The 20,042-nt window shown below is 69.7% G+C and carries 15 protein-coding genes; 12 read left to right on the plus strand and 3 right to left on the minus strand.

Features of this window, described 5'->3' with window-relative positions; translation table 11 throughout:
- The first annotated feature begins 30 nt into the window (after window positions 1-30).
- Window positions 31-1,026: a ribonucleotide-diphosphate reductase subunit beta gene (locus tag ABZV06_RS09700; protein WP_355241113.1), complete on the plus strand. Its 996-nt coding sequence runs from the start codon at window positions 31-33 to the stop codon at window positions 1,024-1,026.
- 147 nt (window positions 1,027-1,173) lie between these two features.
- On the opposite strand, the gene ABZV06_RS09705 is transcribed toward ABZV06_RS09700, so the two are convergent.
- Window positions 1,174-2,907: a family 43 glycosylhydrolase gene (locus ABZV06_RS09705; RefSeq protein ID WP_355620193.1), complete on the minus strand. Its 1,734-nt coding sequence runs from the start codon at window positions 2,905-2,907 to the stop codon at window positions 1,174-1,176.
- A 491-nt stretch (window positions 2,908-3,398) separates the two neighbouring features.
- A complete protein-coding gene (locus tag ABZV06_RS09710; protein WP_355241035.1) occupies window positions 3,399-4,169 on the minus strand; it encodes a FadR/GntR family transcriptional regulator in 771 nt (256 codons plus the stop codon).
- 150 nt (window positions 4,170-4,319) lie between these two features.
- Between ABZV06_RS09710 and ABZV06_RS09715 the strand changes: the two genes are divergently transcribed.
- The 8 genes from ABZV06_RS09715 to ABZV06_RS09750 all read left to right on the plus strand — a co-directional run bounded on the left by ABZV06_RS09715 (window position 4,320) and on the right by ABZV06_RS09750 (window position 12,405).
- Complete coding sequence (locus ABZV06_RS09715; protein WP_355620154.1) at window positions 4,320-5,588, plus strand: extracellular solute-binding protein; 1,269 nt, start codon at window positions 4,320-4,322, stop codon at window positions 5,586-5,588.
- Between the two features lie 4 nt (window positions 5,589-5,592).
- Window positions 5,593-6,573, plus strand: a complete 981-nt coding sequence (locus ABZV06_RS09720; RefSeq protein ID WP_355620156.1) for a sugar ABC transporter permease — start codon at window positions 5,593-5,595, stop codon at window positions 6,571-6,573.
- The gene (locus ABZV06_RS09725) at window positions 6,573-7,400 is read left to right on the plus strand and encodes a carbohydrate ABC transporter permease (protein WP_355620159.1); all 828 of its coding nucleotides are present in this window, start codon (window positions 6,573-6,575) and stop codon (window positions 7,398-7,400) included. Before ABZV06_RS09720 ends, ABZV06_RS09725 begins: the two co-directional genes overlap by 1 nt.
- 1 nt (window position 7,401) lies before the next feature.
- Complete coding sequence (locus ABZV06_RS09730; RefSeq protein ID WP_355241047.1) at window positions 7,402-8,637, plus strand: mandelate racemase/muconate lactonizing enzyme family protein; 1,236 nt, start codon at window positions 7,402-7,404, stop codon at window positions 8,635-8,637.
- 138 nt (window positions 8,638-8,775) lie between these two features.
- Complete coding sequence (locus ABZV06_RS09735) at window positions 8,776-9,804, plus strand: alcohol dehydrogenase catalytic domain-containing protein (RefSeq protein WP_355241050.1); 1,029 nt, start codon at window positions 8,776-8,778, stop codon at window positions 9,802-9,804.
- The gene (locus ABZV06_RS09740; RefSeq protein WP_355241053.1) at window positions 9,801-10,562 is read left to right on the plus strand and encodes an SDR family NAD(P)-dependent oxidoreductase; all 762 of its coding nucleotides are present in this window, start codon (window positions 9,801-9,803) and stop codon (window positions 10,560-10,562) included. The genes ABZV06_RS09735 and ABZV06_RS09740 overlap by 4 nt, the downstream gene beginning before the upstream one ends.
- Window positions 10,559-11,437: an amidohydrolase family protein gene (locus ABZV06_RS09745; protein ID WP_355241056.1), complete on the plus strand. Its 879-nt coding sequence runs from the start codon at window positions 10,559-10,561 to the stop codon at window positions 11,435-11,437. Before ABZV06_RS09740 ends, ABZV06_RS09745 begins: the two co-directional genes overlap by 4 nt.
- The gene (locus tag ABZV06_RS09750; protein ID WP_355620162.1) at window positions 11,434-12,405 is read left to right on the plus strand and encodes an aldo/keto reductase; all 972 of its coding nucleotides are present in this window, start codon (window positions 11,434-11,436) and stop codon (window positions 12,403-12,405) included. Before ABZV06_RS09745 ends, ABZV06_RS09750 begins: the two co-directional genes overlap by 4 nt.
- A gap of 86 nt (window positions 12,406-12,491) precedes the next feature.
- On the opposite strand, the gene ABZV06_RS09755 is transcribed toward ABZV06_RS09750, so the two are convergent.
- A complete protein-coding gene (locus ABZV06_RS09755; RefSeq protein ID WP_355241062.1) occupies window positions 12,492-16,046 on the minus strand; it encodes a ThuA domain-containing protein in 3,555 nt (1,184 codons plus the stop codon).
- Window positions 16,047-16,569: 523 nt separating this feature from the next.
- Between ABZV06_RS09755 and ABZV06_RS09760 the strand changes: the two genes are divergently transcribed.
- The 3 genes from ABZV06_RS09760 to ABZV06_RS09770 are packed head-to-tail and all read left to right on the plus strand — an operon-like array spanning window position 16,570 to window position 20,032.
- Window positions 16,570-18,081, plus strand: a complete 1,512-nt coding sequence (locus ABZV06_RS09760; protein WP_355620165.1) for a sugar ABC transporter ATP-binding protein — start codon at window positions 16,570-16,572, stop codon at window positions 18,079-18,081.
- Window positions 18,078-19,052 carry an ABC transporter permease gene (locus tag ABZV06_RS09765; protein ID WP_355241068.1) on the plus strand — a complete coding sequence of 325 codons (975 nt, stop codon included), beginning with the start codon at window positions 18,078-18,080 and terminating at the stop codon, window positions 19,050-19,052. Before ABZV06_RS09760 ends, ABZV06_RS09765 begins: the two co-directional genes overlap by 4 nt.
- 2 nt (window positions 19,053-19,054) lie before the next feature.
- Entirely contained in the window at window positions 19,055-20,032 is a 978-nt protein-coding gene (locus ABZV06_RS09770; RefSeq protein ID WP_355241071.1) for an ABC transporter permease, read from the plus strand.
- Window positions 20,033-20,042 lie beyond the last annotated feature (10 nt).

Below are 20,042 nucleotides of genomic sequence, written 5' to 3' on the forward strand. Positions count from 1 at the left end.
GACAGCACCGCCGACGCGAGGACCACACACATGCTGCTCGACCCCGGGATGGACCTCACGCTGCGTCCGATGCGTTACCCGCACTTCTTCGACCGGTTCCGGGACGCCATCCGCAACACGTGGACGGTGGAGGAGGTCGACCTGCACGCCGACCTCGCCGACCTGGACCGGTTGTCGCCGGCCGAGCGGCACCTGGTCAGCCGTCTCGTGGCGTTCTTCGCCACCGGCGACACGATCGTCGCCAACAACCTCGTTCTCAACCTGTACCAGCACGTCAACAGCCCCGAGGGTCGGCTCTACCTGTCGCGGCAACTGTTCGAGGAGGCCGTGCACGTCCAGTTCTACCTCAACCTGCTCGACACGTACGTGCCGGACGAGACCGAGCGGTTCGCGGCGTTCGCGGCCATCGAGAACATCCCGTCGATCCGTCGCAAGGCGGAGTTCTGCTTCCGGTGGATCGATTCGTTGCAGGAGATGCGGGAGCTGCGTACCCGCGAGGACCGGCGGGCGTTCCTGCTCAACCTGATCTGCTTCGCCGCCTGCATCGAGGGCCTGTTCTTCTACGGCGCGTTCGCGTACGTCTACTTCCTGCGCTCGCGTGGCCTGCTGCACGGTCTGGCGTCCGGGACCAACTGGGTGTTCCGCGACGAGTCCATGCACATGGCGTTCGCGTTCGACGTCGTCGACACCGTCCGCGCCGAGGAACCCGACCTGTTCGACGACGACCTCGCCGAACAGGTTCGCCGGATGCTCACCGAGGCCGTCGAGTGCGAGGTCCGGTTCGCCGAGGACCTGGTGGGTCAGGGGGTGCCCGGTCTCACCCTCGTGGACATGCGGGAGTACCTCCAGCACGTCGCCGACCGCCGTCTGGCCCAGCTCGGGATCGCACCGCACTACGGGTCGGCCAATCCGTTCGCCTTCATGGAGTTGCAGGACGTGCAGGAGCTGTCCAACTTCTTCGAGCGGCGGGTGTCGGCGTACCAGGTCGGCGTGAGCGGCGCGGTCGCCTTCGACGACGACTTCTAGGACCCCCACCCCACCCCCTCCCCGCCCCGTCGAGCATGACGTTGTTGCTCCCTATCGGCGTTCGGGGGCCCCAGCTTCATGATCGACGTCGGCGGCGGACGGGGTGTGGGGATGGGGTGGGGGTGTTCTTGGGGGTGGGACGGTGGATCAGGCGGGGGTGCAGGTCGGCGTGCTGGCCGGGGGACTGGTTGAGGTGATGGAGCTGAGGTAGCCGGCGGTGGTCGACGCGCCCGGCGCGAGTTGGCCGTTGTAACTGGCGTTCGCGACGCTCACCTGGCTGCCCGACTGGGCGAGTGTGCCGTTCCACACCTGCGACACCGTCTGTCCACTGGCCAGTGTCCAGGTGACCTGCCAGCCGTTGAGCGTGGACGATCCGGAGTTGGTGACCGACAGCCGCCCCTCGAACCCGCCCTGCCAGGTGTTGACCACGGTGTTGGTGACCCCGCAGGACGGCCCCCCCGGGCCGGTCGGCGTCGGTGTCGGCGTCGTGGTGGGGGTGGGGGTCGGAGTGGGCGTCGGGGTCGGGGTCGGGGTCGGGGTGGACGTCGGGGTGGGGGTCGGCGTGGGCGTGGTGCCGTTGGCCTGGAACTGCCACCAGTCGAGGTTGAACAGGGTGCCGCTGCCGCCGGTGAACCGCAGGTACAGGTCCTGGGTGCCGGTGGCGCCCGAGATCGGGCAGGAGATGGTCTGCCACGCCTGCCAACCGCCGGTGCCGGGCACCGCGCAGCTGCCCACCCGGGTGCCGGTGGGGCTACCGAGGCGCAGTTCGACGGTGCCGCCGGACGCGGCCGAGGCGACCCGCGCGGAGAACGACGTCGCGCCCGTACCGAAGCCGACGCCCTTGACCTTGATGTAGTCCCCGTTCTCGATCCACCCGACGTTCATGCCGCCCCCGCTGGCCGGCTCGGTTTCGATGCCGGAGCCCCAGGCGATGGTCTCGGCCTCCTGCCGCACGTACGGGTTCAGCGTGCCGACCTGGGGCGCGCCCGTCGTGGTCATGTTGATCGTCGGGATCGTGCCGTTGGTGTTGTACGTGAACTTCTCCACGGCCACCGAGCGGGTGTAACCGCTGCCGCCGGGCAGCGCGCCGTTGTGGTAGAAGAAGTACGATCCGCCGTTGAAGTCGATGACCCCGGGGTGGTTGGTGAAGCTCGCGCCCTGGCGGGGCATGACCGTTCCGCGATAGGTCCAGGGGCCGGTCGGGCCCGTCGCGGTCGAGTAACCGATGAACTCGGAGCAGCACTCCGCCGCGAACACGTTGTAGTAGATGCCGTTACGTTTGTAGACCCACGGACCCTCCTCGTAGAGGGTGGGCCGGCTCGCGTTGCCCGTCCGGGTGCCGAACCCGGCGGTGGTGAGCGGGATCTTCGTGGCGCTGCCGCTGTACGAGATCATGTCCGCGTTCAGCCGGACGTACCACAGGTTCGGGTTGCCCCAGTACAGGTACGCCTGGCCGTCGTCGTCGACGAAGACCGTGGGGTCGATCTCGCCGTTGCCCACCAGGGGACGGCCGATGGCGTCCCGGAACGGTCCGGTGGGACTGTCGGCGACGGCGACGCCGATGGCCATCGAGTTGGTCGCCCGGGCGGTGACCGGCACGTACCAGTAGAACTTGCCGTTGCGGGCGACGACCTGGCCGGCCCAGGCGTTGGCGCTCGCCCAGCTGAAGGTGGCGAGGCTCAGCGGGGAGCCGTGGTCGGTCCAGTTGACCATGTCGGCCGACGACCAGACCCGCCAGTCCTTCATCGTGAAGTACGAGGAGCCGTCCTCGTCGTGGCCGGTGTAGAGGTAGACCCGTCCGTTGTGGACCAGGGGTGCCGGGTCGGCGGTGTAGATGTGCTGGACGATGGGGTTGTCCGCGCGGGCGGCCGTGGCCGGCATCAGCGTCGAGACGAGCAGCAGGCTCGTGAGCCAGGCGAGGCCGCGCCGGAGCCGGGTCTTGGTCCGTGGTGGCGGTGTGGGGTGCATCGGTACCTCCAGGGTGGGTCACGACGGGCGGGGCGGCTCGCCGCGTGCGCTGGTGGCGTGTCGCGTGTGTCGTCGCGTGTCGATCGGGGCGGCCGCGGCGGTGCCGCGGGCACGGCGGGAGGGAGTTGGTCGTCTGCCGTGGCTCCCGCGTGCGGCGGCCCGCCGCTGTCGACGGCGGTGGTCAACGTCCCTGAGGGAGGCCCGGACACCCACCAGCGGGCGTTGGTCGTGCACTGCCCCATCGATCCCGACGGATCGGTTGGAGCGGTGAAGCGTGCCCTTCGCCTCTGCGGCCCGAGGGTAGTCTGTTATCGCTAACATTCTCAAGCGATGGATGGACCTGGATTTCGCGCGGCCTCACGGACGGGTCGGCGCAGGGGCGTACGCAGTGGTCGACAGGGCGGTCAGCGCTGCAGGCGGGTCGGGCTTCCCGGTCCGCTGCGACGCACGAGCCACGCCTCCGTGATGTGCGTGAACATCGCCTGGGCCGCGCCCTCGGGGTCGTGGGCGGCGATGCCTTCGTAGATGCGTCGGTGGCCCTGGTTCGACGCCACGCACATGGCGCGCTCGGGCTGGCCCATGTACCGCGCGGTGTTGACGACCTGGCTCTCCAGGGACCGGACGACGCCCCTGGCGATGCGGTTCCCGGACGCCTGCATGACCGTGTCGTGAAAGGCGCGGTCGTGCTCCTGGTAGGTGACGTGGTCGTCCACCAGCTCGTCCATGCGGTCCACCAGGGCGCGCAGCCGGTCGACCGTGGCCGGGTCGGCGAGTCGGGCGGCCACGTTGGCCATGTCGGACTCCAGCACCCGCCGGGTGACCACCAGGTCGTCCAGTATCGCCAGGGAGTCGTCCTCGGCGATGGTCGCCGCGAGGACGAGTTCGTCGAGCATGTCCCACGCCGAGGGTGGGGTGACAAGCGTTCCGCTGCCCTGGCGGACCTGCACGAGCCCCTTCTCCTGCAGGATCTTCACCGCTTCCCGGATGACGGTCCGGCTCACCGAGAAGGTCTCGCAGAGCACCGGCTCGGGGGGCAGCGGAGTGCCCGAGGGATGCGCTCCCTGCACGATTCGGGTCACCAACTCGGCGGTGATCGCCCGCGCCAGATTCGCCGGGCGACGCGTCCAGGTCTGCGCCGTCGCGCCGTTGACGGCCGGCCGGTTCGATGTCGTCACGTTCACCTCCGCGTAGCCGCGGGAGCGGGCCCACGAGTCCGCCCCAGTGTAAGGGCAACCGTTGACGTCAGACGTCATACGAGTTACGTTCTCGTCAATCTTGCATCGACGGCCGTTCTCAGGCCACTCCCCATATGAAGGTGAGCAACGATGAAGCAACGAGCAGTGTGGTCCGCGGTCCTCGTTGCAGGGCTGGCCCTGACAGGCTGTGGAAGCGCGACAGGATCGGGTTCATCGTCCGGAGGCTCGGACAAGAAGCTGGTCGTCTGGGATTGGAAGTCCGGCGAGGCCAGCTCTGCCCAGTACGTGGAGAAGGCGAAGGCCGACTTCGCCAAGAAGCACAAGGACGTCGAGGTCGAGTTCGTCGCCCAGCCGTTCGAGGAGTACTACACGCTGCTCGGCGCGGCCATCCAGTCGGGCAAGGGACCGGACGTCATCCTGTTCAACGGTGGCGGCCAGATCCGCGACCGGGTCGACTCGCTCCAGCCACTGGACGAGTACGTCGGCGAGGACCGGCAGCGGCTGGCCGGCTGGGAGGCGTTCGCCAAGGGCGGCAAGACCTACGCCTCTCCCGTGACGCTCCAGGGTCACCCGATCTACTACAACAAGACGCTCTACGAGAAGGCCGGTCTCGACCCGGCGAAGCCCGCCACGACGTGGCAGGAGTTCGTCGCCAACTGCGCTGCCATCACCAAGGCCAGCGGCGCCAAGTGTTTCGCCCTCGGCAACAAGGAGGGCTACGGCATCCAGTTCTTCCTGTCGGCGATGGCGTCGGGTGTCCTGACCCCGCAGGAGTACGACAACTGGATCGCCGGCAAGCGTGACTGGAACTCGCCCAACGTGAAGCGGATCTTCGAGCTGTGGAAGGAGACCGGCACCGCGAAGCTGAACAACGACGGGGCGAACTCCACCGCCATGTTCAACGACGCGTTCGCTGTCTTCCAGTCCGGCAAGGCCGCCCACATTATCGGGCTCATGTCGGACATCGGGCACTGGAAGGACTTCAACGAGTTCATCACGCCGGACAAGCTCGGCGTGATGATGGCCCCGGCGGTGACCAGCGGCGCGACCCCGAGCCTGCCATACGACGGTGGCATCGGTTACGCGGTCGCCAAGTGGACCAAGGACCCGAAGGTGGCCGCCGACCTGGTGCGCTCGCTGAGCTCCACCGAGGCGCTGAAGGCGTTCTACGCCAACGCGGGCGCGATCACCGCGGACACGACCATCGACGTGTCGGCGAGCGGGCCGGCCGTCACCACGATCGTCTCCGCGCTCAAGACCGGCAAGCCGGCGCCGCACGTGGCGCTCTCCTCGAAGTCGCTCGACCTGATGGGCCGCCTCTCGCAGCAGTTGCTCAGCGGCTCGATCAGCGTGGACGAGGTCGTGAAGCAGATGGCCGCCTCGGACACGGCGGGCTGACCTCGTGACGATCGGCAACTCGCTCCCGTCGGTCCGCTCGGCTTCGGCCGGGCGGGCCGGCGGGGTCCCGCCCTCCGTACCGCCGCCTCGCAATCGCGCCGTCTCCCGGCGTGCCGCCGGCGGCCGTCGCGCCGAGCAACTGGCGCCCTTCGTGCTGGTCGCCCCGGCCGTCCTGATCCTCGTGTTGCTGCGGCTGTGGCCGCTGGCACTCGGCGTCAACTTCTCGTTCACCGGCGACGGCGACCGCGACGGGGCGATGGTCGGCTTCGCCAACTACGTCGACCTGTTCCAGGATCCGCTGTTCCAGCAGGCGCTGCGCAACGTGGGACTGCTGGTGCTGCTCCTGCCGGTGGCGGTGGCCATCCCGGGCCTGCTCGCCACATTCATCTACCTGCGGGTACCGGGGCACCGGTTCTACCGCAGCGTCTACTTCTTCCCGGCCGTGCTGTCCCCGGTCATCGTCGGCGCGATCTTCAACCTGCTGCTCTCGTTTGACGGTCCTGTCAACGTTGTCCTGTCCACGGTGGGCATCGGACCGGTGGACTGGCTCGGTGATCCGGACGTCGCCATGTTCGCCGTCGTCGGCGTACACATGTGGGCGACCTTCGGGATGGCCCTGGTCGTCTTCCTCGCGGGCTTCGCGACCCTGGACGCCGCCCTGTTGGACGCCGCGCGGGTGGACGGAGCGTCGCTGGCACAGGTGATCTGGCACGTCATCATCCCGAGCCTGACCCGCACCATCCAGTTCGTCTTCGTGACCACGATGATCGGGATGCTGACGTCCATGTTCGGCCTGCTCTACGTCATGACCAGTGGCGGTCCGGAGGGCTCGACCTACCTGCCGGAGTACTACATCTGGATCCAGCAGGGGCGGATGAACCGCCCGGCGCTCGCATCGGCCGCGTCCACCGTCCTGTTCATCATCATGCTCGTCGTCGGGCTCCTGCAGCTCAAGCTGCTCCGACGCGCGGGAAGGGAGGACTGATGTCCCGCGTCCGACTGGGCAGATGGCTGCTCGTGATCCCGATGGGGCTCCTCGCGGCCGCGACGATCTACCCCCTCCTGTTCACGGCGAACGTCGCCATGAAGACCCGCCGGGAGTACATCCTCGACCGCTTCTCACTGGCGGACTCCCTGCGCATCGAGAACATCACCACGGCGTGGACGAGCGTCGGCATGGGCCGGTACGCCGCCAACTCGATCCTCGTGGTGGGCTGCGCGGTGTTTTTGCTGCTGCTGTTCGGGTCGATGGCCGGCTTCGCGCTGAGCCAACTGCGCTTCCGGGGCTCGACGGCGCTGTTCATCGGCTGCCTCGCGGCGCTCTTCATCCCCTTCCAGGTGATCATGGTGCCGCTGGCCCGGGTCATGGCGGACAGTGGCCTGGTCGACACGTACCCGGGGCTGATCCTCGCGTACGTGGCGCAGTTCCTGCCCTTCACGGTCTTTCTGATGACCAGCTACTACCGGACCATCCCGGTCGAGATCGTCGACGCGGCCCGGATCGACGGCAACAGCGTGTACGGCGTCTACCGGCGGATCATGCTGCCGCTGGGTGCTCCGGCGCTGCTGTCGGTCGGCATCCTCAACACGCTGTTCTGCTGGAACGACGTGCTCATCTCGCTGCTGCTGATGCCGTCGGCCGAGCACCGGACCCTGATGGTCGGGGTGACCTCGCTGCGGGGGCAGTACTCCGAGGACATTCCCACCTTCGCCTCCGGGGTGCTCATCGCCGCGATCCCCGTCCTGGCGGTCTATTTGTTCCTTCAGCGCCAGATCGCCGACGGCGTCGCCGCTGGTTCCACGAAAGGCTGACATGCGCATCACCGGGTATCGAACCCTGACGACGGTCCAGGAGTGGGGCCGACCCGTCGGCGACGCCAACGGCGTGTTCCCCGACGGCGTCACCACGGTGCCGATCACCGTCGTCGAGACCGACGAGGGGATCAACGGCATCGGCCTGGGGCCGCACGTGGAGATCGACAAGATCTTCCCGGCCATCGAGGGGGAAGATCCCCGCGCGGTGTCCACCCTGTACGACCGGATGCTGCGACAGACGTTCAAGGCCGGCCACGCGGGCCTGGTGTTCGGGACGATCGGTGCGCTGGACACCGCCCTGTGGGACATCAAGGCCCAGCTGGCCGGCGAGCCGCTGTGGCGGCTGCTCGGCGGGCGGGACCGCCGCGTTCCCGCGTACGCCTCCGGTCTGGACATCGGACTCACCGACGACGAGCTGGTCGCGGAGTACGAGATCTACGCCGGGTACGGCCTGCGGGCCGCCAAACTCAAGGGCGGTCTCGACATCGAGCGGGACCGGCACCGGCTCGGCCTGGTCCGGGAGGTCCTGACCGAGGCCGGTCACGGTCGACGGCCCGGTCTGATGCTGGACGTCAACGAGGCGTGGTCACGCAAGCAGGCCGTACGCCACGTGGCCGAGCTGGAACGCACCCTCGATCTCATCTGGATCGAGGAGCCGGTCCGCCGTTGGGACGCCGAGGGCCTGGCGGCCGTCGGACGGGGTGTACGGGCGTCGATCGCCACCGGGGAGAACCTCACCGGGCTGGAGCAGTACCGGCCGCTGATCGCGGCGGGCGCGGTCGACATCGTCCAGGCGGCCGCCGTCTGGGGGGTCACCCACTTCCTGCGGGTGGCGGCACTGGCCCACGCCCACGATTTGCCGGTCAGCCCCATCGGCAACATTCCACTCGGTCTCCTGCACGCCGCGACCTCGGTGCCGAACCACCTGGTCAGTGAGTTGCAGGATCTGCGACCTCCGGTGGGCATCGGCCTCGACCTGCACGTCGAGGACGGCGCGTTCGTCCTCGGAGACAGCCCGGGCCTGGGTGTACGGGTGGACGAGGTGGCGATCGCGGCGGTCGGGCACCGCCCGGACGGGCCCTCGGCCGACAGCCCGAACGTCCGTCCCGAGCGGGCGGGCAAACGCCTCCTGGCCGTTGCCGAGCCGACCGTCACCACCGCACCGGTCGGGGTCGAGGCCCTGCTCGTCGACGCGGTCCGGGCCCCGAACGACGTGGCGCCCCTGCGGCACTGAGCCGGTACGGGCCGACTCCACCACTGGACCACGATTGGTCGGATGATTACCGTGTCCGTGGCGCCGACACCGCGCACGCGGCTCCGGCCGCCCTGTCACACGCACCGTACGTACCACCCACGTCGAGACGGAGCAGCAGTGAAGGCGATTGTCTACCAGGGAGCACGTGACCTGCGGGTCGAGGATCGCGCCGCGGAACCGCCGGGCCCCGGCCAGGTGCGAATCGCGGTGGCGTACACCGGGATCTGCGGTACGGACCTGCACATCTTCCACGGCGACATGGACGCCCGCGTGGGCGCGTCGGCGGTCCTCGGGCACGAGATGTCGGGACACGTCGCCGCTGTCGGCGACGGAGTGACCGACCTGCGTGTCGGACAGGCCGTCACGGTGATGCCGACCCGCGCCTGCGGGCGGTGCCCGGCGTGCCGTCGTGGCCACTCGCACGTCTGTCACGCCATGGACTTCCTCGGCATCGACTCGCCCGGCGCCATGCAGTCGTCCTGGACGGTGCCGGCCGACCTGGTGCTTCCGCTCCCCGACGACCTGCCGTTGGACCAGGCCGCGCTCGTCGAGCCGGTCGCGGTGGCCGTGCACGACGTCGGCCGGGCCGACGTGGCATCCGGTGAGCACGTGGTCGTCGTCGGCGGTGGTCCGGTGGGTGTCCTCATCGCGGCCGTCGCCCGGGAGCGCGGGGCACAGGTCCTGCTCGTCGAGCCGGACGGCTTCCGGCGCGGGGTCGCGTCGGGCATCGGGATCGAGGCGGTGGACCCGGGGCCGACCGATGTGGTGGCGCTGGTCAACGAGCGGACCGACGGCGCGGGCGCGGACGTCGCGTTCGAGGTGTCCGGCTCCGCTGCCGGCGTCGGCACGGCCGTGGACGTGCTGACCACCCGGGGCCGGCTGGTGATGGTGGCGATCCACCCGCAGCCGCGTCCGGTGAACCTGCACCGCTTCTTCTGGCGCGAGCTGCAGTTGCTGGGCGCCCGGCTGTACCAGCGCGAGGACGTCGTCGAGGCGATCCGGCTCGTGGCGGCCGGCGTCATCCCGGCCCAGGAGCTGATCTCCCGGGTGCTGCCGGTGGAGGGCGTCACGGATGCGTTCACGGCCCTGGAGTCCGGCGGCGGTGTAATGAAGGTGCTGCTCGACTGGCGGGAGGAGGCGCGATGAGCGCCCTGTTCGACCTGAGTGGGCGTACGGCCCTGGTGACCGGCGCCCGGCGGGGGATCGGTCTGGCGATGGCCGAGGCCCTGGCGTTGGCCGGCGCGGACGTCATCGGGGTCTCGGCGCAGTTGGAGCCGGAGGGCAGTGAGGTCCAGCGGCGTGTCCAGGCGGCCGGTCGCCGGTTCACCGGCATCCGGACGGACCTGGGCGACCGGGCCGCGGTGTACCGGTTGGCCGAGGAGGCCGAGGCGGTGGCGCCGGTGGACATCCTGGTGAACAACGGTGGCACGATCGCTCGTGCGCCGGCCGTGGAGCATCCCGACGAGATGTGGGACCGGGTGGTGCAGGTGAATCTGTCCAGCCAGTTCGTGCTGAGCCGGGAAATCGGTCGGCGGATGGTCGACCGCGGACGCGGCAAGATCATTTTCACCGCCTCGCTGCTGAGCTTCCAGGGCGGCATCAACGTCGCGAGCTACACGGCGGCGAAGTCGGGCCTCGCCGGGCTGACCCGCGCCCTGTCCAACGAGTGGGCCGCACGCGGGGTGAACGTCAACGCGATCGCGCCCGGGTACATCGCCACCGACAACACCCAGGCGCTCCGCGACGACCCCGCGCGTAACGACGCCATCGTGGGTCGCATCCCCGCCGGTCGGTGGGGACGCGCCGACGACCTGGCCGGCGCCACCGTGTTCCTGGCCGCAGCTGCCTCGGACTACGTGCACGGCACCGTCCTGCCCGTCGACGGCGGTTGGTTGGGCCGATGACGGGGGCCCCGCCGGACGGGCGTCCCGGCATCGTCGACGCGCACCACCACCTCTGGGTCCGTGCACGGCACCCCCAGCCCTGGATCGACCCGGACACGATGGCGGCGATCGACAACGACTTCACCCCGGCGGATCTCGCCCCGGCGGCGCGGGCCGCCGGCGTCACCGAGACCGTCGTCGTGCAGTCGATCGCCTCCGTGGCGGAGACCGAACACCTGCTGGGCATCGCCGCCGACGACCCCCTCATCGGCGGAGTCGTCGGCTGGGTCAACCTCACCGCCGACGACATCGACGAGCGCCTCGACCGGCTCCGCGCCGCACGGGGAGGGGAGCGGTTGGTCGCCATCCGCCACCTCGTCCAGTCCGAGCCCGACCCGGCGTACCTCGACCGGCGCGACGTCCGGCGGGGCATCGCGGCTGTCGGCGCCGCCGGCCTCGCCTACGACCTGCTGGTCCGCGACCACCAGCTCCCGGCGGCCACCCGCCTCGTCCGGGACCTGCCCGAGGTGTCGTTCGTCCTGGACCACCTCGCCAAGCCGTCGCTCGGCACGGGTGACCTCGGCGACTGGCCCGCCAACCTGCGGGCGCTCGCCGCCGGGGAGAACGTCACCGCGAAGCTCTCCGGCCTGGTGACCGAAGTGGATGGTCCGTCCTGGTCGGCGTCCGACCTGCGCCCGGCCGTCGACCACGCGCTCGACGCGTTCGGCCCGCACCGGCTCATGTTCGGCTCCGACTGGCCGGTGTGCCTGCTCGCCAGCTCGTACAGCCGGTGGGTCGGCGTGCTCGCCGAGCTGCTGGAACCGCTCGGTGACGGGGAACAGGCGGCGATCTGGCGGGAAACCGCCGTCCGCGCGTACGGGTTGGGGGAGCCGTGACGGGCCGGGCGTTGCCCCGGCGGCCGGCGGTGCGGCTCACCACGCTGGGCTTCGGCGCCGCGCAGGGCGGCAACCTGTACCGGGCGACGTCGGACGACACGTTCGCCGCCGCCGTCGACACCGCCTGGGACGCCGGCATCCGCTACTTCGACACCGCGCCGCACTACGGTCTCGGCCTGTCCGAGCGGCGGCTGGGAGCCGCGCTGCGGTCCCGGCCCCGCGCCGAGTACGTGGTGTCGACGAAGGTCGGGCGGTTGCTCGTACCGTCGCCGGAGAGCGCGGGGGACCGCGATCCGGAGGGGTTCGACGTGCCGGCCGACCACCGGCGCGTCTGGGACTTCAGCCGCGACGGCGTGCTCCGGTCGTTGGAGGCCAGCCTGGAGCGCACCGGTCTGGACCGTGTGGACGTGGTGTACCTGCACGACCCGGACGACCACTGGGAGCAGGCGGCGACCGAGGCGGTGCCCGCACTGGTCGAGCTGCGCGACGAGGGGGTCGTCGGCGCGATCGGGGCCGGCATGAACCAGTCGGCGATGCTGGCCCGGTTCGTGAAGGAGACCGACATCGACGTGGTGATGTGCGCCGGCCGGTACACCCTCCTCGAACAGGGCGCGCTCGACGACCTGCTGCCGGCGGCGCAGGCCGCGGGGGTGGGCGTGGTGATCGCCGGCGTCTACAACTCCGGGCTGCTGGCCCGTGACCAGCCACCCGCCGACGCGACCTACAACTACCAGCAGGCGCCGCCCGAGGTGATCGAGCGGGCCCGGCGGATCGCGACGGTCTGCCAGGAGTACGGCGTCACGCTGCCCCAGGCGGCGTTGGCGTTCGTCCGCCGGCACCCGGTCGTGGTCTCGACGGTGGTCGGCCTGCGCGACGAGGCCCAGGTGACCGAGACCCTGCGCCGCTTCGACGCGGACGTCCCGGAGCAGCTCTGGGTGGCGCTGCGCGACGCCGGACTGCTCCGGTGACGACACGCCGCTGAAAAAGCCGGAGCGCCGGCCACCCGTCGTCAGGAGCGGGTGGCCGGCGCTTCGTTCGCGCTACGGTCCGGTGGTCAGACCTGGGTGAACCGCCACTGCTGGTTGGCGGCGCTGTGGCAGCCCCACTGCAGCAGTCGGGCCCCGTCGGCGGTCGAGGCGCTGTTGACGTCCAGGCAGAGCCCGCTCAGCGCGCTCTTGACCGTGTAGACACCGGTGGTGCCGGTCGACGTCACGGTGAACTTCTGTTGGTTGGAGTTGTTGCAGGTGGTGTGTTGCAGGAAGGCGCCCTGCGCGGTCGAGCCCCCGACGACGTCGAGGCACTTACCGCTGTGCACCGCCTTGAGGTAGACGGCGCCGCCGCCGGCGTCCACCGCCTGCCACTTCTGGTTGTTGGCCCCGGTAGCCGCCCACTGCACGACCTGCGCGCCGTCGGCGGTGGAGACACCGCTGACGTCCATCAGCTTGCCGCTGTGTTGGGCCGTCAGGGTCCAGGTCTTCCCGGCCACGCCGGTACCGGTGTCGCCGCCGGGGACCCCCACGCCGTTGCCGCCGAAGGTGAACGCGTCCAGGTCGAACCAGTTGGACGTGCTGCCCTTGAACACCATGTAGAGCGTGTGCGTCCCGGACAGGGCCGCGACGCTCACCGCCGACGTGGACTGGTAGTTGTCCCAGCCGCCGGTGCTCGGCACGGTCGTGGTGGCCAGCAGGGTGCCGGTCGGCGAGTCGGCCCGCAGCTCGATGGAACCGCCGCCGCTGGGCGACGACAGCCGGTAGCTGACGGTGCTGATGCCCGACAGGCTCATCGGGTTGAACGCCACCCAGTCGTTGTTGGAGATGTCGCCGACGCGCTTACCGCTCTCCGCGGCGCTCTGGTCGACGACCCGGACGCCGGACTGGCTGCTGAAGTACTCGGCCTGCTTGTGCTTCGGTTGCAGGATCGCCTGCGCGTAGCCGGTCAGCGGTGAACCGCCACCCGAGCCGCCGTTGTCGGTGTAGCGGGCGTTGAGCACGTAGTACAGGTTCGCGCCTTCGGGGTGCCCACCGAGCAGGTCGGTGGAGATGGTCCCCGAACAACCCGGGTACTCGGTGGTCTCGTGGGCGTGGTCGTCGTGGCCGAGGGCCGGGTTGACGAACACCTTGGTGCAGTCGATGGCCGCGCCGCCGGGGTCGGAGACACTGACCGTGTACGAGACCTTGTCGCCGAAGTTCAGCATGCCTCCGTTGGGCGGCACGTTGATGGTGACCACCGGGGCGGTGTTGCCGACGGTGATCTGTACGTTGGCGAAGCCGGTCTTGCCGGTGTTGTCGGTGACCTTCAGCTGTGCGGTGTAGTCGCCGTTGGTCGTGTAGGTGTGTGCCGGGTTGGCCGCCGTGGAGGTACCACCGTCACCGAAGGTCCACTGGTAGCTGAGGGTGTTACCCGGGTCCGGGTCGGTCGTGCCGGCGCTGCTGAACTGGACGGTCAGCGGGGCGCTGCCGCTGGTCGGCGTACCGACGGCCTTCGCGATCGGTGACCGGCCGCCCTGGATGTAGTCGATGCGGTAGAGACCGGAGTCGTTGTTGCCACCGCCGAAGTTCGATCCCCACTCGAGCAGGTACAGCGAGCCGTCGGGGCCGAACTCCATGTCCATCGGCTTGTTGAAGTTGCCGCCGGGCAGGAACGGGTTGGTCCGGGTGACCGCCGTCGAGGAGTCGAAGTGGACCTCCTTGACGTAGTTGCGCGCCCACTCGTAGAAGAAGTGCACGCCGTCGTAGTACGGCGGGAACTTCGTCGCCGACGGGTTGTTCGCGTCGTACCGGTACACCGGACCGCCCATCGGCGCCGACCCGCCGGAGCCCAGCTCGGGGAAGGTCGTCGAGGCCGGGTAGCCGTACCAGATGTTCGGCGAGACGATCGGCTTGAGGTTGACCAGGCCGGTGTTGTTGGGCGAGTTGTTGACCGGCGCGCTGCAGTTGAACTTCGACCCGACGACACCCGTGTCCGGGTTGAACGGCGCGTACGGCTGGTTGTTGCCGTGGCAGAACGGCCAGCCGTAGTTACCGGCTGCCTTGATCACGTTCAGCTCGACGAGACCCTCCGGGCCGCGGTTGGTCGTCGGCGGGTTGCGGTCGGGGCCGTAGTCGGCCAGGTAGACCCAGCCAGTTGCCGGGTCGATCGAGAAGCGGAAGGGGTTGCGGAAGCCCATGGCGTACACCTCGGGCTTGGTCTGCGCCGTGCCCTGGGGGTAGAGGTTGCCGGACGGGATGGTGTACCCGCCGCTGGCCGAGGGCGTGATGCGCAGCAGCTTGCCGCGCAGGTCGTTGGTGTTGCCGGCGGACCGGGCGGCGTCCAGGTTGGCCTTGCCGGACCGCCAGTCCAGCGGAGCGTAGCCCTGCCAGTTGGGGTCGAGGTTGGGTGGCGTGTCGTCGCCGGTGCCGATGTAGAGGTTGCCGTCCGGCCCGAACTCGATGTAGCCGCCGGTGTGGCCGGGCTCCGCGAAGGTCCGGTCCCGGTACGCCGGGATGTCGATGATCCGCGCCTCGGTGGACAGGTTGAGCGTGTCACCGGAGAGCGTGTAGCGGGAGACCCGGTTGACGTCGGTCGAGCTGCTCGCCGGGGAGTGGTACAGGTAGACGTACCCGTTGCTCGCGAACGCCGGGTCGATCGCGACGCCGGTCAGGCCGTCCTCACCGCCGGTGTAGACGCTCAGCGTGGCGGCGGTGACGGTGCTGTTGGTGCTCGGCTTGAAGATCTTGACCTGGCCGCCGCGCTGGACGTACAGCACGCGGCGGTCGGGCAGCACGGCCATCGCCATCGGGTCGGCGGTGTTGTCGTCCAGCGTGCGCTTCTCGAAGTTGCCCCAGACGGTGCCGCCGCAGTCACCGGGCACGTTGCCGGCGGCCCACTTGATGCCTCCCAGGACGTGGTTGCGGAAGTAGGTCTCGCTGTACGACTCGATGGCGTGACCCATCGCGGTGGCCCACACCCGGCCTCCGCCGGTGTTGCGGCACCACGAGATCGGGTGGTCCGGGCCCATCGCCCGCGAACCCGGGTTGTACGTGCGCTCGTCGGCGGTCACCAGGACGTGCACGTTGCCGCGCGGGTTGGAGTCGAAGTTGTACCACTCCTCGCTGCGGCTCCAGCGGTCCGGCAGGCCGACCGTCGACGGGTGCTGCTTGTCGGCGACGATGGCGGTGCCGGCGAGCACTCCGGGGGAGTGCTCGGGCATGTGGGCTCCGCCGTTCATCATCTGGTCCCACCACGGGTACTCAGACTCGATGCCCATGTCGGTGGCGTTGTGCACACCGACGATGCCCTTGCCGCTGGCGAGGTAGCCCTCGATGGCCTGCCGCTGCGAGGCCGAGGTCCAGACCATACCGGAGGTCTGGAGCATGATGACGACGTCGAAGGTGGCGAGGTTGGAGGCCGTGAAGACGCTGGCGTCCTCGGTCTGCACCACCTCGAAGTTGTTGGCGGTGGCCTGCTGCTGGATCATCGAGATCCCGGCGGGGATCGAGTCGTGCCGGTAGCCGGCGGTCTTCGTGAACAACAGGGCGCGGAAGGCCGGGGCGGCCGACGCCGGCGGGGCCAGGCCGAGGGCCACCAACAGGCCGACGATCAGTCCGATGATCAATGTGGGGCGACGCATGCCGTCTCCTAGGTCTGGGCGGGCAACTCCGATTGCGAGCACGGGCCGCCAGCGCGTCAGGTCGTGTCTGGGCGCGCGGGAGCCACGAGTGTGCTGGTCGCGGTCGTCGTGCCGTCCGCCGAAACGGCAGTCAGCCCCGCTGGATGTCACACAGCGTGATGTGGGCTGTGATCTCGTCCATGGTCTGCGAGGTCAGGATGAGCTATCCATCGACAGGTGTCAATGAAACGTCGAGCGTCGGATGTTACCCCTCGGTAGGGGTGCTCGGGCCTGACTCGTCCGTGTCGACACTCGCGCCGATCGAGTGCCGGGCCTGGCAGTCGCCGCAGATGGAGGATTGCGGACCCGCATCCAAACATCTATCTTCATACGTGTGATGTTTCCTCGATGTCAAGGAAATGTTTGCACCATAAAAACGCAAGTTCTGCACCAGCCTGCGAAAGTGCGTCGCTCAGCGCGCCGAACGGCCTACCGGCCGTTGTGCTGTTCCCGTCGATGACTACTATCTGTAAGGGCTATCGGGATGTCAGACCCACCACCGGCACCGCTGCTGGCCCTACGGGGCATCGGCAAGTCCTTCCTCGGTGTCCGCGTTCTCGAGGGTGTCGACCTCGACGTCGCACCGGGTGAGGTGCACGCCGTCGTCGGCGAGAACGGCGCCGGGAAGTCGACGCTCATGAAGATCGTCTCCGGTGGGTACGCCCCGGACGAGGGTGCCATCGAGTTGGCCGGCCAACCGCGCTCGTTCCACGGCCCCCGCGACGCACAGCGGGCCGGCGTCGGCATCATCCACCAGGAGTTCAACCTCCTGCCCGAGCGCACCGTCGCGGAGAACGTCTACCTGGGCCACGAGCCGGTCCGGCGCGGCCTGGTCGACCGTCGCGCGATGCTCGACCGCACCCGCGAACTCCTCGCCTCAATCGGCGAGACCGCGTTGCCGGCCGACGCCCGGGTCGGGCGGCTGGGCGTCGCCCAGCAACAGGTCGTCGAGATCGCCAAGGCGCTCGCCCTGGACGCGCGGCTGCTCATCATGGACGAGCCGACCGCGGCGCTGGCAGATCAGGAGGTCGAGCTGCTCTACGGGTTGGTACGCAGGCTCCAGGAGCGCGGCATCGCTCTGCTGTACGTCTCGCACCGGCTCACCGAGGTCTTCGACCTGTCCAGCCGGATCACAGTGCTCAAGGATGGTCGTCGTGTGACCACGGTGGACACCGCGCAGACCAACGCCGACGAGTTGGTGCGGCACATGGTCGGCCGTGAGCTGTCCAGCTACTACCCCGACCGGGCCGGCCCCGACGACCGCGGGTCGGTACGGCTGACCGTCCGTGGCGGCGGCAACCGCAAGCTGCGCGACGTGGACCTCGAACTACGCGCCGGCGAGGTGCTCGGCGTGGGCGGCCTGCAGGGCTCCGGACGATCCGCGCTGGCCCGTGCGCTCTTCGGCGTGGCGCCGTTCACGACCGGCGACGTCGAGCTCGACGGTAGGCCGGTGCGGCTGCGTTCACCGCGCGCCGCGATGCGGGCCGGCATCGCGTACGTCACCGAGGACCGCAAGGGTGAGGGCATCGTGGCGCGGCAGTCGGTGCTCGACAACGCGCTGCTCGCCAGCCGGGCCGTCTTCGCGGCACGGTCCGGCCGTGCCGCCCGCACCGCACGGGTACGCGAGCTGCTCGCCGCCGTGGAGGTCCGCGCCGCCGGCGACGACCAGGAGATCCGCTTCCTCTCCGGGGGCAACCAGCAGAAGGTCGTCCTGGCCCGTTGGCTCGCGCTGAAACCACGGATCCTGATTTTCGACGAGCCGACCCGGGGCATCGACGTTGGCGCGAAGTCCGCCATCCACGATCTGGTCCGCCGCCTCGCCAGCGACGGCGCGGCCGTCCTGATGATCTCGTCCGAACTGCCGGAGCTGCTCGGCATGAGCGACCGGATCGTCGTCCTGCGCGACGGCCGGATCGCGGGCGAGCTGCCCGCCGGCGCGACCGAGGAGGACGTGGTCGCCCTGGCGGTCGGCACCGTCCGAGAGGTCGTCTCATGACCGCCCTGTCGCTGCGTCCGGCCCGCCGCGCGGTGCCGGGTGTGTACGTGGCTCTGGCCCTCACCCTCGTCGTCGGCTGGCTGATCGTCATGCTCGACGGCGGTCAGCTCTTCAACCAGTCGACGACGGTGAGTCTGCTGCACGTCGCCGCCGGCCTCGGGCTCGTCGCGGTCGGGCAGACCCTGGTCATCCTCGGTGGTTCTCTCGACCTCTCCGTGGCGTTCGTGATCAGTCTGAGCACGCTGGTGGCGGCCGAGGCGATGAACGGCAGCGACGGCGCGCTGCTGCCGGCGATCGGGCTCGCCCTCGCGGTCAGCGCCGGCGTCGGGTTGCTCAACGGGCTGCTCGTCACCAAGCTGCGGATCAACGCGTTCATCGCGACCCTCGGCGTCGGGCTGCTGCTCAAGGGCTACCTCGACAACGGATACGACGGCCCGGCCGGCGAGAGCGCCCCCGCGCTCGTGCGGACCCTGGGATACCAGCGGATCGGTCCGGTGCCGGTGTCCTTCCTGCTGCTGCTGGCGGTGACCGCGGCGGCCTGGTTCGCACTCTCGCGCACCCGGTTCGGTCACCACCTGGTCGCCGTCGGCGGCGATCCGGAGGTCGCCCGGCTCTCCGGCGTCCGCAACGACCGGGTCCTGGTCACGGCCCACATGCTGTGCTCCCTCTGCGCCGGCCTGGCCGGGGTCTATCTGGCCAGCCGACTCGGCTCCGGCGCTCCACGGGTGGGCACCGAAGGGCTCTACGACCTGGAGTCCATCGCCGCGGTGGTCCTCGGCGGCACCGCCCTCGCGGGCGGTCGCGGGGGAGTCCTCGGCACGATCGGCGGCGTGCTGCTGCTCGCCAGCATCGACGCGGTCTTCAACCAGCTCGAGGTCGACGCGTTCTTCAAGCAGGTGATCCGCGGAGTGATCATCATCGCCGCGGTCGCCGTCTACGCCCGACGGGCCATGCGAAAGGCGGGGTCCTGACCATGCGGGTCGCCGAGCGTCGTCCGCTCACCCTGCGGATCCGTCCCGACGGGATCGCGCCGATCGCCGCGCTCCTTGCGGTGCTGCTGATCCTCATCGCGTTCGTCCAACCCGACTTCCTCGCCCCGGGTTCGCTGATGTCGTTCCTGGGCCGTTCCGCGCCGATCATCCTGCTCGCCGCCGGTCAGTACTTCGTGATCGTCAGCGGGGAGTTCGACCTCTCGGTGGGTTCCCTGGTCACTGCGCAGGTCGTCGTCGCCGCCCGCCTCATCGACAGTGATCCGTCGCGCACCTGGCCGGTGGTCGCGCTGCTGCTCGTCGGCGGCGCGTTCGTCGGGTTGGTCAACGGCGTGGTCACCACGGTGCTGCGGGTGCCGTCCTTCATCACCACCCTCGGCATGTTCCTGATCCTCGTGGGCGCCGTGTACCTGTGGTCCGACGGCGCGCCGAAGGGCGGCCTCTCGGAGGAGTTCCGCCGGTTCGGCCGACGGGCCATCGAGGACGTGCCACTGCTGGGCCGGATTCCGTACGCGCTGATCGTCCTCGTGGTGGTCGCCGTGATCGCCGTGGTGCTGACCCGCTCGGACTTCGGCCGCACGCTCGTCGCGGTCGGGGACAATCCGCGCACCGCCGAGATGAGCGGCGTACGCGTCGGACTCACCAAGACGATCGCGTTCGTGCTCAGCGGCGTCGCGGCGGCGATCGCGGCGATCCTGCTCGGCGGGTACAGCGGGGTGTCGTTCCAGGCCGGCGTCGGCCTGGAGTTCGGGGCGATCACCGCCGTCGTGCTCGGTGGGGTCGCCCTCGGCGGCGGTCGCGGCTCGGTCGTCGGGGCGATGCTCGGTGCGCTGACCCTCGAGACGCTCTTCGCGCTGATGAACTTCACCGGCGTCTCCGGTGCCCTCAGATCGACCGTCCAGGGCGTGATCATTCTGCTCGCCGTGGCGGTCTCGGCTTCGCGTTCCTCCTCCTCAAGATAAAGGTGATTCG

This window comes from Micromonospora sp. NPDC005172 (genome assembly GCF_040608555.1).
Classification (GTDB): Bacteria; Actinomycetota; Actinomycetes; order Mycobacteriales; family Micromonosporaceae; genus Micromonospora.

What these genes read in the sequence shown, in the direction of transcription:
- ABZV06_RS09700 (WP_355241113.1), top strand. Translation starts at nt 31, where the DNA reads ATGCTGCTCGACCCCGGGATGGACCTCACGCTGCGTCCGATGCGTTAC.
- ABZV06_RS09705 (WP_355620193.1), bottom strand. Translation starts at nt 2,907, where the DNA reads ATGCCGGCCACGGCCGCCCGCGCGGACAACCCCATCGTCCAGCACATC.
- ABZV06_RS09715 (WP_355620154.1), top strand. Translation starts at nt 4,320, where the DNA reads ATGAAGCAACGAGCAGTGTGGTCCGCGGTCCTCGTTGCAGGGCTGGCC.
- ABZV06_RS09725 (WP_355620159.1), top strand. Translation starts at nt 6,573, where the DNA reads ATGTCCCGCGTCCGACTGGGCAGATGGCTGCTCGTGATCCCGATGGGG.
- ABZV06_RS09730 (WP_355241047.1), top strand. Translation starts at nt 7,402, where the DNA reads ATGCGCATCACCGGGTATCGAACCCTGACGACGGTCCAGGAGTGGGGC.
- ABZV06_RS09740 (WP_355241053.1), top strand. Translation starts at nt 9,801, where the DNA reads ATGAGCGCCCTGTTCGACCTGAGTGGGCGTACGGCCCTGGTGACCGGC.
- ABZV06_RS09745 (WP_355241056.1), top strand. Translation starts at nt 10,559, where the DNA reads ATGACGGGGGCCCCGCCGGACGGGCGTCCCGGCATCGTCGACGCGCAC.
- ABZV06_RS09755 (WP_355241062.1), bottom strand. Translation starts at nt 16,046, where the DNA reads ATGCGTCGCCCCACATTGATCATCGGACTGATCGTCGGCCTGTTGGTG.
- ABZV06_RS09760 (WP_355620165.1), top strand. Translation starts at nt 16,570, where the DNA reads ATGTCAGACCCACCACCGGCACCGCTGCTGGCCCTACGGGGCATCGGC.
- ABZV06_RS09765 (WP_355241068.1), top strand. Translation starts at nt 18,078, where the DNA reads ATGACCGCCCTGTCGCTGCGTCCGGCCCGCCGCGCGGTGCCGGGTGTG.
- ABZV06_RS09770 (WP_355241071.1), top strand. Translation starts at nt 19,055, where the DNA reads ATGCGGGTCGCCGAGCGTCGTCCGCTCACCCTGCGGATCCGTCCCGAC.